This is a genomic window from Candidatus Epulonipiscium viviparus, from assembly GCF_000171335.1.
GTDB lineage: Bacteria > Bacillota > Clostridia > Lachnospirales > Cellulosilyticaceae > Epulonipiscioides > Epulonipiscioides viviparus.
The window spans coordinates 40,926-57,502 of record NZ_ABEQ01000007.3 but is presented as its reverse complement, the minus strand read 5'-3'; the positions used below and the strand labels follow the sequence as shown (position 1 = coordinate 57,502).

The 16,577-nt window shown below is 35.6% G+C and carries 14 protein-coding genes and 2 pseudogenes; 5 read left to right on the top strand and 11 right to left on the bottom strand.

Annotation, left to right across the window (positions count from 1 at the left end):
- The 3 genes from EPU_RS02045 to EPU_RS02035 form a co-directional block, all read left to right on the top strand.
- Positions 1-700, top strand: a 700-nt coding sequence (locus EPU_RS02045) for a polyphosphate polymerase domain-containing protein (protein ID WP_330360210.1), incomplete at its 5' end; no start/stop codon positions are given.
- Between the two features lie 25 nt (positions 701-725).
- Positions 726-1,397, top strand: a complete 672-nt coding sequence (locus EPU_RS02040) for a DUF4956 domain-containing protein (RefSeq protein ID WP_029487818.1) — start codon at positions 726-728, stop codon at positions 1,395-1,397.
- A 12-nt stretch (positions 1,398-1,409) separates the two neighbouring features.
- Positions 1,410-3,146, top strand: coding sequence for a CotH kinase family protein (locus tag EPU_RS02035; protein ID WP_010166293.1), 1,737 nt, complete (start codon positions 1,410-1,412; stop codon positions 3,144-3,146).
- Between the two features lie 47 nt (positions 3,147-3,193).
- On the opposite strand, the pseudogene dnaE (EPU_RS11245) reads toward EPU_RS02035, so the two are convergent.
- Both dnaE (EPU_RS11245) and dnaE (EPU_RS11240) read right to left on the bottom strand, forming a co-directional pair.
- Positions 3,194-4,960: pseudogene (dnaE, locus tag EPU_RS11245) on the bottom strand (DNA polymerase III subunit alpha); the annotation flags it as partial.
- Positions 4,961-5,750: 790 nt separating this feature from the next.
- Positions 5,751-7,400: pseudogene (dnaE, locus tag EPU_RS11240) on the bottom strand (DNA polymerase III subunit alpha); the annotation flags it as partial.
- 168 nt (positions 7,401-7,568) lie between these two features.
- On the opposite strand from dnaE (EPU_RS11240), the gene EPU_RS02025 reads away from it, so the two are divergent.
- Positions 7,569-8,024, top strand: coding sequence for a hypothetical protein (locus EPU_RS02025; RefSeq protein ID WP_029487817.1), 456 nt, complete (start codon positions 7,569-7,571; stop codon positions 8,022-8,024).
- 45 nt (positions 8,025-8,069) lie between these two features.
- Here EPU_RS02025 and glgB read toward each other — a convergent pair whose 3' ends face one another.
- From glgB to spoIIIAA, 9 genes are all read right to left on the bottom strand, one after another.
- Positions 8,070-10,199, bottom strand: a complete 2,130-nt coding sequence (gene glgB, locus EPU_RS02020) for a 1,4-alpha-glucan branching protein GlgB (RefSeq protein ID WP_044149243.1) — start codon at positions 10,197-10,199, stop codon at positions 8,070-8,072.
- 136 nt (positions 10,200-10,335) lie between these two features.
- Positions 10,336-11,013: a SpoIIIAH-like family protein gene (locus EPU_RS02015; RefSeq protein ID WP_010166290.1), complete on the bottom strand. Its 678-nt coding sequence runs from the start codon at positions 11,011-11,013 to the stop codon at positions 10,336-10,338.
- 13 nt (positions 11,014-11,026) lie between these two features.
- Positions 11,027-11,710 (bottom strand): hypothetical protein, encoded by a 684-nt coding sequence (locus EPU_RS12580; protein ID WP_010166289.1) that lies wholly within the window; start codon positions 11,708-11,710, stop codon positions 11,027-11,029.
- 13 nt (positions 11,711-11,723) lie between these two features.
- Positions 11,724-12,311 (bottom strand): stage III sporulation protein AF, encoded by a 588-nt coding sequence (locus EPU_RS02005; protein WP_010166288.1) that lies wholly within the window; start codon positions 12,309-12,311, stop codon positions 11,724-11,726.
- Between the two features lie 12 nt (positions 12,312-12,323).
- Positions 12,324-13,493 carry a stage III sporulation protein AE gene (locus EPU_RS02000; protein WP_029487814.1) on the bottom strand — a complete coding sequence of 390 codons (1,170 nt, stop codon included), beginning with the start codon at positions 13,491-13,493 and terminating at the stop codon, positions 12,324-12,326.
- Between the two features lie 15 nt (positions 13,494-13,508).
- Positions 13,509-13,892, bottom strand: a complete 384-nt coding sequence (gene spoIIIAD / locus EPU_RS01995) for a stage III sporulation protein AD (RefSeq protein WP_010166286.1) — start codon at positions 13,890-13,892, stop codon at positions 13,509-13,511.
- Between the two features lie 12 nt (positions 13,893-13,904).
- Positions 13,905-14,099: a SpoIIIAC/SpoIIIAD family protein gene (locus EPU_RS01990; protein ID WP_010166284.1), complete on the bottom strand. Its 195-nt coding sequence runs from the start codon at positions 14,097-14,099 to the stop codon at positions 13,905-13,907.
- Positions 14,100-14,111: 12 nt separating this feature from the next.
- Positions 14,112-14,627 carry a stage III sporulation protein AB gene (locus EPU_RS01985; protein WP_010166282.1) on the bottom strand — a complete coding sequence of 172 codons (516 nt, stop codon included), beginning with the start codon at positions 14,625-14,627 and terminating at the stop codon, positions 14,112-14,114.
- A 35-nt stretch (positions 14,628-14,662) separates the two neighbouring features.
- Positions 14,663-15,604, bottom strand: a complete 942-nt coding sequence (gene spoIIIAA, locus EPU_RS01980) for a stage III sporulation protein AA (protein ID WP_010166280.1) — start codon at positions 15,602-15,604, stop codon at positions 14,663-14,665.
- 272 nt (positions 15,605-15,876) lie between these two features.
- On the opposite strand from spoIIIAA, the gene EPU_RS01975 reads away from it, so the two are divergent.
- The gene (locus EPU_RS01975) at positions 15,877-16,377 is read left to right on the top strand and encodes a hypothetical protein (protein WP_010166278.1); all 501 of its coding nucleotides are present in this window, start codon (positions 15,877-15,879) and stop codon (positions 16,375-16,377) included.
- Positions 16,378-16,577 lie beyond the last annotated feature (200 nt).

Sequence of the window (16,577 nt, the reverse complement as noted above, 5' to 3'; positions counted from 1 at the left end):
TCAACTCTTTTCGAAAGAAGGAATGCCAATGAAATTTAGACACGAATTTAAACACATTCTTACATATGCAGAATATATCGACTTAAGAAACAGACTTAAAGTGATATGTAACAAAGATCCCCATGCCGGCGAAAATTCCGAATACATTGTTCGCAGTCTATATTTTGATAACTACAACAACAAAGCCCTGCTYGAAAAAATCGATGGTGTCAACCGCCGCGAAAAATTTAGGATTCGTTACTATAATAGCGATACCAACTTCATTCGTCTCGAAAAGAAGTCTAAAATAAATGGGCTATGCAACAAACARAGCGCACCCATCACTGCCGCAGAAGTGCAAAACCTAATCGATGGGCAGCATGAGTTTTTGGCTCATTCCACTGCAGATTTGTTTGTTGAGCTATACTACAAAATGGTAACGCAGCGCTTGAAGCCCATAGTAATTGTAAACTATCACCGCGAAGTTTTCATTTACCCCGCAGGCAATGTTCGGATTACATTGGATACCGATATCCGCACGGGGCTATCTTCGCTAGACTTTTTAAACTCGGCGCATCCCACGATCAAAACCGGCAATAACATCGTGCTAGAAGTAAAATACGATGAATTTTTACCTGAATTTATACGGCAAGCAATTCAAGCCGGCACTCGAAGCCACAGCGCTTTTTCAAAATATGCCGCAAGCCGAAGCTTTTATTAATCCGCATTAAACAAGGAGGAGATTTATGAATTTTGGAGATATTTTTAAAAGTAGCTTTTTGGAAAATGTAACAGCAATTTCGTTTTTGGACATGGGCTTAGCAGTTCTATTGTCATTTGCATTAGGATTGCTAATTATGGCCGTATACAAAAAAACTTATCGCGGCGTYATGTACTCTCARAGCTTTGCAGTCGCCCTTATGGCAATGTCGCTGATCACCACCATCTTAATCTTAGCAATTACAAGCAACGTGGTCCTCTCTCTAGGTATGGTCGGTGCGTTATCGATTGTACGTTTTAGAACCGCAATCCGCGAGCCCCTGGATATAGCATTCCTATTCTGGAGCATAGCAAACGGCATCATTCTCGGCGCTGGCTTTACCACACTTGCAGTATTTGGCTCTATCATCGTCGGACTTTTACTTGTAGTATTTGTGAACAAAAAATCCAAAGATACACCGTATATTTTTGTGATAAATTGCTTAGACAGTGCGGCTGAAAAAGCTGTAATGGCAGTMATCAAAGAAGAAAGCATCGTGAATATATTAAAATCCAAAACCATTAGCGCAGACAATATTGAAATCACGCTCGAACTTAGATTAGGGAATGATGATACAGACTTCGTAAACAAAATCACTTCTATAGCAGGTGTTCGAAACGCAATTTTGGTGACATATAACGGAGAATATGCAGGATAAGGAGGCGGCTCTATGAGCGAAAAGAACTTGAAAACACTGACTGCTATTTGCATCGCAGTTGCTATGATCGCCACGATGGCACTAATCCTATACCAAGCCGTCACTCCAACTGCAGCAGCTCCTATCGCAATGGAATATGAAACCGAAATTTTTAATGGCGAAATTTTTTCTGTCGATATATTAGCAGACGATGAAACTTGGCAACACATCATTGATACTGCAACAGATGAGCAATACACAGCAGTTGATGTTGTAGTTAATGGCACCCTCTTCAAAAATGTGGGGATTAGACCCAAGGGAAATTCTAGCCTTCAATTTATTGCAATGGACCCTGATACAGACCGCTTCAGCTTCAAAATTAAATTCGACGAATATATAGATGGGCAAACGTGCTTTGGGCTCGACGTGCTGGTGTTGAATAATCTATACGAAGACAATTCATATTTGCGCGAATATATAAGCTTCGATATGATGAATGAATTGGGCGTTGATGCTCCGCTCTATACTTATGCGGACGTTACATTAAACGGCGATCCTTGGGGGCTATATTTGGGACTAGAATCTTATAACAGCAGCTTTCAAAAACGTGTTTACGGCAACAGCAACGGCTATTTATATAGCGCCAAAGCTGCAGATATCGTTGGCGGAGGCAATATGATGCCATCTGCAGAGATGTTTTCGGGCAATGGCCTCGATTTGAAATATGTAGGAAACGATTTAGCAAGCTATGCAGGTTTCTTTGAAAATTCGATTGGCTCCACCGCGGACCGTGCCGACAATACGCGTGTTGTAGAAGCTATCGAGGTTCTGAATAATTACGAAAGCCTCGACGAGCTAGAAGAATATTGGGATATGGAGCAAATTATCCCATATTTAGCAGCGCACACGGTCTCTGTAAACGGCGACAGCTACTCTACATTTATGTGCCAAAACTATTTTCTATACGAACAAAACGGCAAGGTTAGCATTCTGCCTTGGGACTATTCTTCCACGTTTGGAATTTTATTTATGACCGATGACGCTTCGGATATCGTAAATTTTCCGATCGATACTCCAGTATTTGGCGTCGAGATGGCAGATCGCCCGCTATTAGAAGTTGTAATGGAAAACGAAGTCTACAAGCAGCAATATCACGAATCTCTCTCAACGCTTGCAGCATATCTGCAAAACATCGATGACACTGCTGCAGCACTTAATGCGCTGATAGATGATTATGTCAAAAACGATRCRACAGCATTTTGTACTTATGAAGAATTTGAAGCCGCTCGCGACGAATTGATCCAGTTGCTACTACTTCGAGGCGAGAGTATAGCGGGGCAAATAGATGGAACAGTACCAGCAACGACCGATGCTCAGGCTGCCAACCCCGAAAAGCTTATCAATAGCGATGACTTAGATTTATCACTTTTAACGAGTCCAAAGATGAAAGGCGGAATGCCTCCCATGGGTCCTTCATCTGGCGATGGGGCAGCGCATCCTATGAAAGTCGGAATGCCTCCTATGAAAGACGGAATGCCCCCTATGAAAGGCGGAATGCCTCCTATGGGAATGAACGGCGAGATGCCTGATATCGAAACAATGAAGGAAATGATGATGGAGATGGGACTAGAAGCGGAAATGGTAGATGAAATGCTTGCTATGATGAACGGCGACCAAGCCAATCCCATCCAAATAGCAGTAGACGCATTTTTGATGATTACATTAATCGCCATAACTCTAGTTGCTGTAGTTTTCATCAAGAAATCTTAAATCAATACTTAAGCCGAGGCAATTATCTTCTTTACAGGAGTGATTGCCTATTTTTCGTTTGGCATTTTATATCTATTGTCCCCCACTATCGCTTTTAGTTTTTCTGTAAATKCYGCATTTATTTTTATATTATACTTCGCTGGATACGGCTTTATCTCTCCACTTTCTTCATTTTCAATAGCAACAGTTGTTGTCCCCCGATGCTCTGCAAATACTTCTAGTAACTTTTTACTTATTTCAGGCGTTCTCATTGCTGCATTCAAAGTTATCACCAGCGGTTTAGCTTCTATATTTTCGATAAAATTTACTATCACTTTTACATCATCATCTTTGAGCGATATTCTTCCTTTTATGAGGACAGGCACATTTTGATCTACTTTTTTTAAGTGAGCATAATAGTTCTCAAACACAATACATTCACACGCACCCGTTAGATCTTCTAGCTCGATAAATGCCATTCTTTGCCCTTTCTTAGTAAGAAATTCTCTTACATTTGTGATCATTCCCCCTAGAATCAATTCATTATAAATTTCATTYTTTTGGTGTAATTCTGCACAATGATGWGTTGTATACATCTCTAATTTTTGTGCACATTCACCTAATGGGTGTCCRCTTAAATATACTCCCAAAACTTCCTTTTCCTTATCTAGCAGCTCCTTTTTCGATAACTCTTCGATATTAGGAAATTCATCTTTATGTTTCATATCATTATTCTCATCGCCCATAGAAAATAGATCTAGCTGACCTGCTATTTGTTTCTTGTTATTATACAATATTCCAGCAATAATTCCTTCATATATAGCAAGATACTGCCCGCGACTTCCTCCCAAAGAATCAAATGCTCCTGCATATATTAGAGCCTCTATCATTCTCTTTCGCACATCTTTGATATGAAGCCTCTTACAAAAATCTGTTAAGCTTTTAAAATTTCCGTTCTCATTTCTTTCTTTTATGATATCATCAACGGCAGCTTCTCCAACGCATTTTACTGCATATAGCCCGTATACTATTCCATCTTCAACTGTTGAAAACTCACCWATTGCGGTATTTATATCTGGTGTATACATCTTTATATTTTGCTTTTTTAAGCTCGTTATATACATTTCAACTTTCTCTATCGAATCCTTTACGGATGTCATCAGCGCTGCCATAAACTCTAATCGATGGTGTGTTTTTAGATATGCTGTTTGATATGAGATTATAGAATATGCTGCAGCATGCGACTTGTTAAATGCATACTTGGCAAAGTCTACCATATCGTCAAATATCTGATTTGCAACRGCTGCGTCTATTCCGTTATTTACCGCACCTGAAATGTCTTCTCCATTTCCATTTATAAAAATTTCGCGCTCCTTTAGCATCACCTCTGTCTTCTTCTTTCCCATAGCACGCCGCAATAAATCACTTCGCCCTAAGCTATATCCACCAAGTTTTCGCACGATTTGCATTACTTGCTCCTGATAGACAATGCATCCGTATGTGTTTTTTAAGATTGTCTCCAATGCCGGATGCGTATACGTGATATTAGCTGAATCATTTTTACCTTTTATATATTTTGGAATAAAATCCATAGGGCCTGGTCTGTATAACGAAACTCCTGCTATTACATCTTCTATATTGGTTGGCGCAAGTTCCTTCATAAATTGCTTCATACCAGCACTTTCTAGCTGAAATATTCCATCTGTRTTTCCACTTGAAATCGTTGCATATACTTTGGCATCATCGTAGTCTGCAAAATCTATGTCAATGCCCTTATTTCGCTTAATCAATTCTTTTGCTTTTTGAATTACAGTAAGAGTTCTAAGCCCCAAAAAATAGGAATAGGTAAGGAACAACCACAACATTATTTGTTTGGTGTCCTTTTCCCCTCCTTCACACCGTGCATGCGACTTTCACCGCACACGGCGTTCCATCGTAAATTACAATATCGTAATCTACGACTATGCCCCTTTGCTCTGCAGACATTACTCTGCTTCAACGCTACTACGGGCTGCTGCCCCCCAAATACACAGGTCATTTCCTACCTGATAGAAACATCGGTTCTTAATCACCTTATCATTTTCTTTTGAGGTTCAATTGTTCCGTTAGTTTTATCCTTTATTATAATAACTTAGCTGCTGCCTTTAACCCGCTAACCGCTCATTTTTCCTTTAATCGAATGGAAGCAGAGCTAATATCGTCTATGCGATAAAAATAGTAGCCTCAATGGACAATAATACTACTACGATTAGTTCCCTTAGAGGGGMGGCACCCCATCTTTCGACGGGGTCTTAAATCACGAGCCTTTCATACGGCAGTTTCTGGTTAGTAAGCATATTATTTTTTAAAGATATTTCATCTTAAGGACCCCCGACTTACTTCGTTGTCATATATTTTGCTTGTATTTACTTAGACTTCTTTTCAGTCGACTTCACCGAGCTTCATACCGTATAATATTAAGGTTAGACAGCATGTCGGAATCTCAGGGTAAAAGTATCGATATTTACTTTTTAAGTGGAGTTTCACCACTCTATTCAAACTAACAGTTAAACAAGAAAGATAGTCTTYCCTGCTCCGCTAACTTGTTTCCATTTCTGGATTGTTTCGTTAGCGAACAATTCGCACATCCATTTTAAGCATTCCCAGATCTTCTAACGTAGTCATTGGAAATTGCGTCGTTATTACCCCATCACTTGCATTAAGCGGCACATACTCTGTAAGATCTTCTTTGGAGATCACCACCCCTGCTGCATGAATTGAGCAATGCCTAGGAATTCCTTCCAACTTGCTGGCCATATCGATTAAATATTTTATTTCTGACTCATCGTCATAAATCTGTTGTAAATCGGAGTTTAATTTCAATGCTTTTGCGATCGTGATTTTTAATTCTGTAGGAATCATCTTGGCAATCTTGTCTACCTTTGCATATGGCATATCCAAAGCTCTGCCCACATCTCGAATTACTGATCTTGCTGACATTGTTCCAAAAGTTACTATTTGAGCAACCTTCTCTTTACCATATTTTTCTATCACATAGTCTATAACTTCCTGTCTTCGCTCATAGCAAAAATCTATATCAATATCTGGCATCGAAATTCTCTCTGGATTGAGAAATCGCTCGAATAGCAGATTATATTTTAGTGGATCTATATCTGTTATTTCGAGAACATATGCAACTATACTTCCAGCTGCAGAACCCCGCCCGGGCCCAACTGCTATCTCTTTGTTTTTTGCATACATAATAAARTCGTTGGTGATTAAAAAATAATCTACAAACCCCATCTGAGCAATAATTTTTAATTCATATTCTAGTCGCTCTTCTAGATGTGCGGTCACCTCTTTATATCTCTTAGAAAGCCCCTTCTTGCATAGCTTAGTTAAATATTCTATTGGCGAACTTTCTCCTGCTGGCAACAAAAATTTTGGTAACTTTAACTCATTAAAATCAAATTTAACATCGCATCTATTGGCCACTTTAACCGTATTTTCGATTGCTTCTACGGCATATGGAAACAATGTTCTCATTTCTTCTGCGCTCTTTAAGTAAAATTGATTTCCCTCATAAACCATTCTCGTGGTATCGCTCATTGTCTTTCCAGTTTGAATGCATAGCAAAACTTCGTGTGCCTTACTATCTTCTGCAGTAATGTAATGAACATCGTTTGTTGCAACAAGATCAATTCCTGTCTCTTGCGATATGCGAATTGTTTCTTGGTTTACTTTTCTTTGATCTGCAAGACCATGATCTTGTATCTCTAGAAAGAAATTTCCTTCTCCAAACACGTCTCTATATTGCAGTGCCGCCTTCTTAGCAGATTCATAATCTTCCTCTAGCAATCTTCTAGAAACCGGGCCAGCTAAACATCCTCCCARYGCTATAATGCCTTTATGATATTGCTCCAGTAGTTGCAAATCCACACGAGGTCGTCTATAAAATCCTTCTATATATGCCAAGCTAACCAATTTGATTAAATTTTGATACCCTTCATTGTTCTCTGCAAGCAAYACTAAATGATAACTTCTCGCATCTTGTGACTCTTTATCAAACCGCGAACGCTTAGCCACATAAACTTCGCATCCTATAATTGGCTTAATTCCTTTTTCTATTGCTTTTTTATAAAAATCTATTATTCCAAACATCACCCCGTGATCTGTAATTGCTAAATGATTCATACCAAATTCTTTAGCTTTCTCTAGTAATTCTGCTATTTTTGCAGATCCATCTAGCAGACTATACTCTGTATGAACGTGTAAATGCACAAATTTTTCTTTCATTTTAGTATCCTTCTAACATCATATAATTTTACATCATTATACCCAAAATAAGGAAATTCTAAACACTAAAACAAATTACAAATTTTGCCGATATACTTATTGTAGCAAATTTTACACAATGTTTCTTATACTATTTGAAGAAAGTGCAAAACACATGAGGTGATAAAAATGTACATTAATAATTTAAATAACCAATCTACTTATAATTTTAATTATGTAAAAAATACTCCCGCATTGGACAATACCAAAGATGATGCCATTAAAGTAGCAGAAACTCAAAACAGCTTATTTAATCCTTCGCAACATGGGAAAAGCTTATCTGTTATAAAAACTATGTCTACTCAAAAAGAAAAAATYGTAAATGATAAAAATAAACTCATAACCGAAACATTAGCAAATGGAGGCAGTCTTTTTGATATAGAAGCTGAACTCGCTGCGTATGAAAAACAATTACATAATCTTGAAGAAAAACTAAGCAAGGAAAAYGTAAAGCAACAACAAGAAGTGACTAAGCAAAATAGCCAAGACCCTAAAATTTATTCTAATCGTGGAGTCTTACTCAAACAATCAGCACAACAATCTATGGCGGCATCAGTAACTCAACCAGATCATGTTGTGGCATAGTAAAAACTAAAAGGACACAGCATAGTCACCTGTGTCCTAATTTAGTTACTTGATTTTTTTTAAAATTGTCGCTCCAATAGGAGGTATATCGATTACAATTCGATTCTCTTTATATTGACAACTCTCTGGCAAGGTTTTAATCAAATTCGTATTTAATACCCCACTTCCACAATACTCTTCTCTATCACTGTTAAATATCTCTTTGTATGTCCCCGGTTTGGCCGCTCCAACACTATACCCCATTCGTGGATACAGAGAAAAGTTTACTACAACAATCAACTCTTCTTCTARTGTGCGTCTTATATAAGATACCACTAAACTCTCTTTATTATCTCCATTTATCCAATCAAAAGTCTCTCCTATATTTTCGTCATGATACAAAGCTGGTGTTGTTTTATATAACAAATTGAGCTCCTTCATATATCGTTGCAGTCCCTTGTGCTCTGGATACTCTARCAATTCCCAAGTCAACTGATTTTTTTCGATCCACTCTCTCGTTTGTCCTATCTCACTACCCATAAATAGTAGTTTTTTGCCCGGATGCGTGAACATCAATGCTAGTAACGCTCTCACATTAGCAAACTTTTGCCAAAAATCTCCACACATCTTATATATCAATGGACTCTTGCAATGAACCACTTCGTCGTGAGATATTGGTAACATGTAGTGCTCGTTATACATATAATTAAAACTAAACGTCATTTTATCTAAATTTATATGACGATAATCATACTCTGTTTTCATAAAATTGAGCGTGTCATGCATAAATCCTAAATCCCACTTAAAGTCGAATCCCAGTCCGCCCACCGAAACAGGTGCAGTAACTCCGCCCCATGTGCTTGAATCTTCGGCTATCATCAATTTGTATGGGAAAAGATGATGCACCATTTTATTTAATTCCTGCAGAAATGTTGCCGCTGTCATATCTGGATGCGTATTCGATAAATTTCCACCATATAGCATAGATGCCACGGCATCAACACGCAAACCATCTATATGAAATTCGCTTAGCCAAGTATATGCACTAGATAGCAAAAAGTTCTTTACCTCTCTCTTATAATAATCRAATAGCAATGTTCCCCAGTCTGGGTGCTCTCCTTCTCTTTCATACAGCTTTGTTCCATCAAAAAACTCTAACCCAAACGCATCTTTTGGAAAATGCCCCGGTACCCAATCTAATATTACTCCAATGTCATTTTGATGAAAACGATCCACAAGATGCTTAAACTCATCTGTTGTGCCGTATCTGCTTGTTGGAGCAAAAAATCCTGTYACTTGATATCCCCAAGAACCATCAAATGGGTGCTCTAAAATTCCAATAAATTCTACATGTGTGTAGTTTAAATTCTTTACATAACTCACTAGTTGATCTGCTAATTGAGTATATGTTAATGACTCCCCATTTTCATTAAATTTCCAGGAGCCAATATGCACTTCATAAATACTAATCGGCCTATTTTTACTATTAGTTCCTTCTAAGTTTTTCAAATACTTTTCATCATTCCACTGATAACTAAATGGGTCGTATGGCAAACTATGTTTTTTGGGTTTTGGTCCAAAATGCTTTGCATATGGATCGGCTTTATATAAAAGTTCGTTGTTATTGGTTTTAATTTCATATTGATATAAATCGTTTGTTGTTACTCTTGGAATAAAAATCGAAAAAATTCCTGAATCTCCCAATTTGGTTAGCATATGACGGCGCCCGTCCCAGTTATTAAAGTACCCAATTACACTTACTCTTTTTGCATTTGGAGCAAAGACTCTAAAAATGCACCCTTTAATGCCATCAATTTCTGTTACTCGACTACCTAAAATATTAGCAGAATAGATATACTCTTTGTTTCTAAACGCATCTAACGTTCCGCCATCCAGTTGATCTGCAAATGCATAGGCATCCTCAGTTTCCCAAACCGAATCATTATGCCCTACAAACTTTAAATAATATGGAAACGAATTTTTATATTTTCCAACCGGTCCATAAAACATTCCATTCCCTACATGTGGTATCATATATTCCTTTTCATTTACTTTGTTAACTACTGTTAGCTCTCTAGCATCTGGACAAAACACACACATCGTAATTCTCTCTTTATCTTCCATTACACATTGATGCATTCCTAAAATCCAATGAGGGCAAGATTCATCTCCCCAAATTATTCTTTGAAAATCCATTACAACAGCCTCCTTAAGTATTTTTATATATCATAATATGTTTTGGGATAAATTTCAAGACAGGTATGATGTAAATTTCAAAAAAAAATAACACGGTTTCCCGTGTCACAAGATAATTTGCCTATAAAATATTTTATCAACTATTAATATGAATTTTAATTTGACTAACTCTGTAGCCAGTTGTTCGACTTACAATTTCCTCAATTTGTGCAATTTCTGCATCTGTTAACTGAGGTCGGTTAACTATAACATCCACAGCAGTTTCGTCCATTCTTACATATACATCCGAAAATCCTTTAGCACGCAATAACGATTCAGATCCGTTTTCTTTTTCGATCTTATCTTGAAGATTTAACAAAGACTGTGCCGCTTTAGATTTTGAATTTTCATCGATAGCCGAATTCGCTATATATTCGTTTAACTCTTCTATTTGGGTAGATCTTTGTTGTTCACGAATCATTTTTTCTTCTGCAAAGTAACTAACTGCTGCTACATTTGTAGATGATACATTTTGTGATCCATCTGCCTTAGTTATTATTACTTCCATTCCTGTTGCGCCATCTAGCATTGTTGTATTTTGTAAAGTTTCATCTGTTACCATATCGCTATCTTCCATATCTGGAGGAAGTGTTAAAAATTTTTCAAAATAATTAATATCGGTAACTTGTTCTTGAACTTTGATATCTTCTGTTTGGTCTTCATTTACAAAAGCTGGTAGATTTTGCGGATCTGTTGTTAACTGCAAGTATCCACCGATTGCAATCATAAATACTAGAACCGTAATTATTAATTGATTCCTTTTAAAATTTAGCATTTATTTATCCTCCCTATTTGTTTTCCATTTTAAATACTGATACCTTATGTACTGGTATATCCAACAGCGATGATACCGCTTCTATTACTGCATTCTTTACACCAATATTGTCTCCTCCACCCGCAACAACTAATACGCCTTCTATCTGTGGCATATCTTCACGAATTACATAYGGAGAACTTCCACTCATTATTACATTATTTATTTCGTCTTCTTCTGTTACAGTACTTGTCCCACCTTGTGAGTCCATTTCACTAACTGTATTTTTTCTTAAATTTACATCTTCTGCCAATATTTTTTCAGATGATGTTTTTAACGTTACCATTACTTCTACTGAACCTAATCCTTGTATATTTTTTAAAATATCCTCTAATTGTTTTTCTATTTGTACAGCGTATGTATCTTGTGGCTCCTTAACATTTTTGCTCAATACTTCTCCTACAATTGGCGACGATTGCTGTGCAAAGCTTTCTGTTCCTAGCAATGCGTCATTTTCAGGCTTTTCATAAATTACCGTTATCATAACTCCCAAAATAGCTGTTGCCAAAAACAATGCTGTCGATTTCTTGCCTAAAGTTTTTTCCAAATTTTCTGAAAACTTTTCTGCCACACTTTTCTTTTCCACAGGCTCCCCATTGTTGCCATTCTTTACTGCATCACGAATACTAACTGGTCCCTGATTTTTTCCTTCTGACATCTTTTTACCCCTCTCAATCCACATTTTGTACTTCTATATTTATATTAACTTGTCCTAAATTATAGAAGTTGCTTAATAAATTTTTTATTTCTTTTTCAATATTTTCTTTATACAGTCGTACACTATCTGATTTTTTTCCTATCACTATTTTTGGTACTTTTATCAATCCATCATCCGTTGATTCATTTTTTGAAACTGTTATTTCTATATCAGTTAACTGAGGTATATAATTCCTCACTATAGAAGATACCACTACTTCAGCATTCATGTCAAGTTCTTTTTCCACTGCTTGCTCAATAATTTCAATTTCACGCAGCTCATAATTTTCTTTTAGCTCCTGCTCATAATTATGCATCTGAGTTCCTCCTTCTGTCATCATATCAAATTGATCTTGATACGAATTGACATACTCATCATACTGAATTGTCTCAAAGAGGCCTCCTTTTATAATTGGAGCCAAAATTGTATATACTAATATAAATCTCAATATTAGCTTTATATATTTTTGGAGAGCTGAGCTTGGAAAAACCATTTCGACAACAACCAGAAAGAGCATTACCCACACCAGCGTCATCAGATATTCAATAAAATTTGATATCATCATCTCTCTCCTTTATAATAAGCCCGATCCCACACTCATGCAAACTACCAGTGCCAGGATAGACAAAATTGATACAGTCCCCACGCAACTCATTACAAACTCACATCCCTTTGCAATATCTGTTGCAATCTTTGCCATTTTCTTGTCTCCAAGCGGTTCAATAATTGCTCCCGCAACATGATATAAAAATATATACGCAAAGATTTTGATTAGCGGCATTGCAATTACTATTACTATGAAAATAATTACACCTACTCCAAATGCATTTTTAATCATTCCAGATATTTGGATAATCATGTCTACTGCACCACCTACGGCATTTCCCACGATTGGTATCAACTTTGTAGACAGCGATAGTCCCACTCGCTTCATTGTTACATCGGTGAACGGCAACGACATTCTATATATTCCCAGTATTGCTATACTACTCCCAAATATTGTTCCCAAAATCCATTTGTTTACTTTATAATATAACGCTATTAATTTATTGATTTCAAATTCGTTGCTCATCTGATTCAATATTTGTAATATTACTACTATCACTACGTTAGGCAACAATATATTTTGTATTATAAATACCATCATATTYAGYGCYCCAATAACTACTGGCGACATCGCGGCCGACGTTGCAATATATCCCGACGCCGCCATAAACGCTAGCAATGTTGGTAACATGATTAACATTATCCCTTGCAATGTTTCTATCGTTTTATGTGCCARCTCTACTATTAATACCAAAGACTGCATTACACTATATAATATCACAATATTACAAACAAAAAAAGCTATCTTAGTTGTGTTTTTAGAATCGAACGCAGCGCTTAAATTATTCAACATGTTGCAGACTATCACAATCAAAATAAATCTTACGATTACATTCAAATATGTAAAAAACTCTGCAAATATACTATCCTTTATAAATTCTAATATGGTTTCTAAATTAAACTTTTTTTGTCCACTAAGAACTAATCCAACTTCATGTTTTAAATCGAAGTCCTTTAGTTCTGGAACGTTTTGAGAAAGATCTGCTTCTAACTTCTCAATCTCATCCCAATTAAACATTTCTAGCTGTGTTTCTATAATTAAATCTGTATTGATACTCCCTGCCTCTTCTGTTGCCATTGTCTCACACACTCCAAAGAGGCAAATAACTAGCGCTATTAACAATTTAATCTTTTGCATTGTTGTCCCCTTTCCTTATAAAAGTCCAGTGATAAGATCAATGAGTGCTAAAATTACAGGGGCTGCCACTACAAAAATCATTACTTTTGCTGCAAATTCTATCTTTTTTCCGATGCCTTCTTCACCTGCATCTTTACATAAATGTAATCCAAACTCTGCAATATAAGCAATTCCTATAATCTTGAAAATAATCGTTAGATAAGTTCCTTCCATATTAATCTTACTTGCCAAATCTCTGATTATATCAAAAATAACATCTAACTGCGTACACGCAAATCCAAAAATTGATAGCCCTATTAAAACTTTTATGTATGTTGTAACTTTTGAGCCAATGGCATCAAGTATTTTAATTATTACAACTCCAATTGCCGCAAAACTTACTAATTGTAAGATATTCATCTAACCACCACCCTAAAATGTAAAGAATGTTTGTACTGTAGTAAAAAATCCCATTATTTCATTAACCATAATCATTACTACTACTAATGTACCAGCAATTCCAACATAGTCTGCGGCTTTGCCCATTCCAGAATTTTTTAAAATTTCTTGCACTGCCCAGAGCCCAAGTCCCAAACCTGCAATCTTAAGAATTAATGTAATATCCATCATATAACCTCCCTATATTAATACTATAACTATTGATAAACCTATTAAAACTCCCATACTACGATACAATTTGCTACGCTTCTCATATAACTCATTTGCTTGATCTCGTCTTTGCTTTAAACTTTCGAGTAACCAGGTGATGTTATTTCGTTGAACCTCTCTATCAAAATGCGATGACATTGTGCCAAAAGATTCCAATAATTTTAAATCTTCTTCTTTTAGTCGCAGCCAATGATTTGCTTCCATCAATGTTTGTTTCCACATTTTTTTGGTATCCATTTCATCCCGCTGATTCAACTTTTGTGAATATAAACCAAACAGCCTGTCCACTCCTTGTTCAGTTTGACTCGCAACTTCTTGCAAAGCCTCTATTAAAGGCGTCAGCTTATAATCTATTTCACTCTTTAGCAGGTTAAACCCCAAAAATAGCTCGTCCAACTGTAGAACTCTTTTTTTCTCATTGGCATCATATGCAAAACCACAAAGTGTACATGATATCAATATTAACGCCATCCCTATTGTATTCATACTATTTTCTCCTTTCTTAAAATTTTTTTATTATTCTATCTTATAATATTATAATTATTTCTAACATCTATTACTTCTTTAACTGTTCCTACTTTTGGATTATTTGATAGAATAATGATTCGCTCAAATAATTTTTTATCTAACATATCTTTTAATAGAGGTTTATTTAAACAATCATTTAAACTGCTCCCATGAATTGTACATATAACTGTAACTCCCACAATCAACGCATCAAAAATTGCTTTGTAGTCTTCATCTCGTCCTATCTCATCTACAGCAATTATTTCTGGAGACATAGATCTAAGTAGCATTAAAATGCCTTCAGCTTTTGGTGCAGAATCTAAYACATCCGTTCTAATTCCTACATCGTTTTGTGGAATACCCATATAGCAAGCAGCTATTTCTGAACGCTCGTCCACTATTCCTACGTGATAAGAAACATCCAAGCTTTCTCCATTACTCAGATTTCTTATAACATCTCGCAGAATTGTTGTTTTTCCACATTTAGGCGGAGAAACAATCAGCGTATTACAAATTTTTCTATTTTTATATATGTATGGAACAATTTTATTACCTGCACCTACCACTTCTCGTGCAATTCTTATATTTATTGCTGATATGTTTGTTATTGTTTTTAAATTTTTATTATCTATAACTGCTCTACCAACAACTCCTATTCTATGACCGCCGGCAATAGTAATAAATCCAGATCTCAATTCATCTTCTATTGCGTACATCGAAAATCCACTAGCAAATTTTAAAATTCCATCTATATCTGTTTTGTTAGCACAATAGCCTTTGTTAGGCTTACAAGCACCATTTTCAAAAATTCCAAATTCATTATCATGTGTTCTCAAAATAATAGGCTTACTAATTCTAATTCGAATTTCTTCTAATTCATTAATTATTCTAGGATTTATTTTCAGCATCATATTCTTTATATGCCTTGGCAATACTTCTGATATTGTATCTACCATGATTTTTATCTCCCTTCATAGTATTACTTATATCAGTATATGCTATTTATACCACAATCATTACTTTTTGGGACAAAATTGTTATTTCCTTGATTTTCCAATTATCGAATTTTTAAAATTTACCAATTTAATTCCCACATTTTGTAATTTTTTTTGCAATTTTACTACGATTATCATATATTTTACAGATATATCATCAAGAATTATCTAAATTCGTCGATATATCATGTGTAGATTATATTACTAAACTTAATTTCACAGGAGGTATTACTATGAGCATAAAAGCGTTAAATCAATATAGAGTTAATAATACTTATGGAAAAATAAATTATGGTGATGATTCCCAAGTTGAAGCATCTTCTCAATCTCAGTCTCAATCAAATACATCTCAAAATAAGTCTCAAAATTTTTTCACAATTTCTAAACAAGGCAAAGCAATGTCCGTTATAGATACACTCTCAAAACAAAAAGACAAGATTTTAGAAATTAAAAACGAATTGATTTCTCAAACTTTAGCTAACGGTAGCTCCTTAGTAGAAATCAAATCCGATCTTAAATCATATGATGTTGAGATTTCTAAGCTAGAAGAAAAAATCGCTGCAGAAAGAGTTAAAGAACGCGAGGAAGCCTTAAAGAAAAAGAAAGAAGATTCCAAAATTTATTCTCGACCAGTCAAATACACTGCTCCTCCAGACGAATCTTTAACTAGCCAATTATCTAACATAGCGAATCAATATGGCGAACATATCGGATACTACCACAGACGATTATAATCTATATTATATAATTTTAAAATATAAAGTTAATGCTGTATTTCATGATGAAAAGTTTGCATAAATATAGATTAGTTTTGTTTAATATCATTCCAAAGTAACTTTCTAAGGACTTAGCAGTTATTTTTTATACAAYAGTTTATAAGACGATAGAAGAGCTCAACATTCTATCGTYTTTTTTATGTTTATAATTTTTGATT

What these genes read in the sequence shown, in the direction of transcription:
- EPU_RS02015 (WP_010166290.1), bottom strand. Translation starts at nt 11,013, where the DNA reads ATGCTAAATTTTAAAAGGAATCAATTAATAATTACGGTTCTAGTATTT.
- EPU_RS02005 (WP_010166288.1), bottom strand. Translation starts at nt 12,311, where the DNA reads ATGATATCAAATTTTATTGAATATCTGATGACGCTGGTGTGGGTAATG.
- spoIIIAD (WP_010166286.1), bottom strand. Translation starts at nt 13,892, where the DNA reads ATGAATATCTTACAATTAGTAAGTTTTGCGGCAATTGGAGTTGTAATA.
- EPU_RS01990 (WP_010166284.1), bottom strand. Translation starts at nt 14,099, where the DNA reads ATGGATATTACATTAATTCTTAAGATTGCAGGTTTGGGACTTGGGCTC.
- EPU_RS01985 (WP_010166282.1), bottom strand. Translation starts at nt 14,627, where the DNA reads ATGAATACAATAGGGATGGCGTTAATATTGATATCATGTACACTTTGT.
- EPU_RS01975 (WP_010166278.1), top strand. Translation starts at nt 15,877, where the DNA reads ATGAGCATAAAAGCGTTAAATCAATATAGAGTTAATAATACTTATGGA.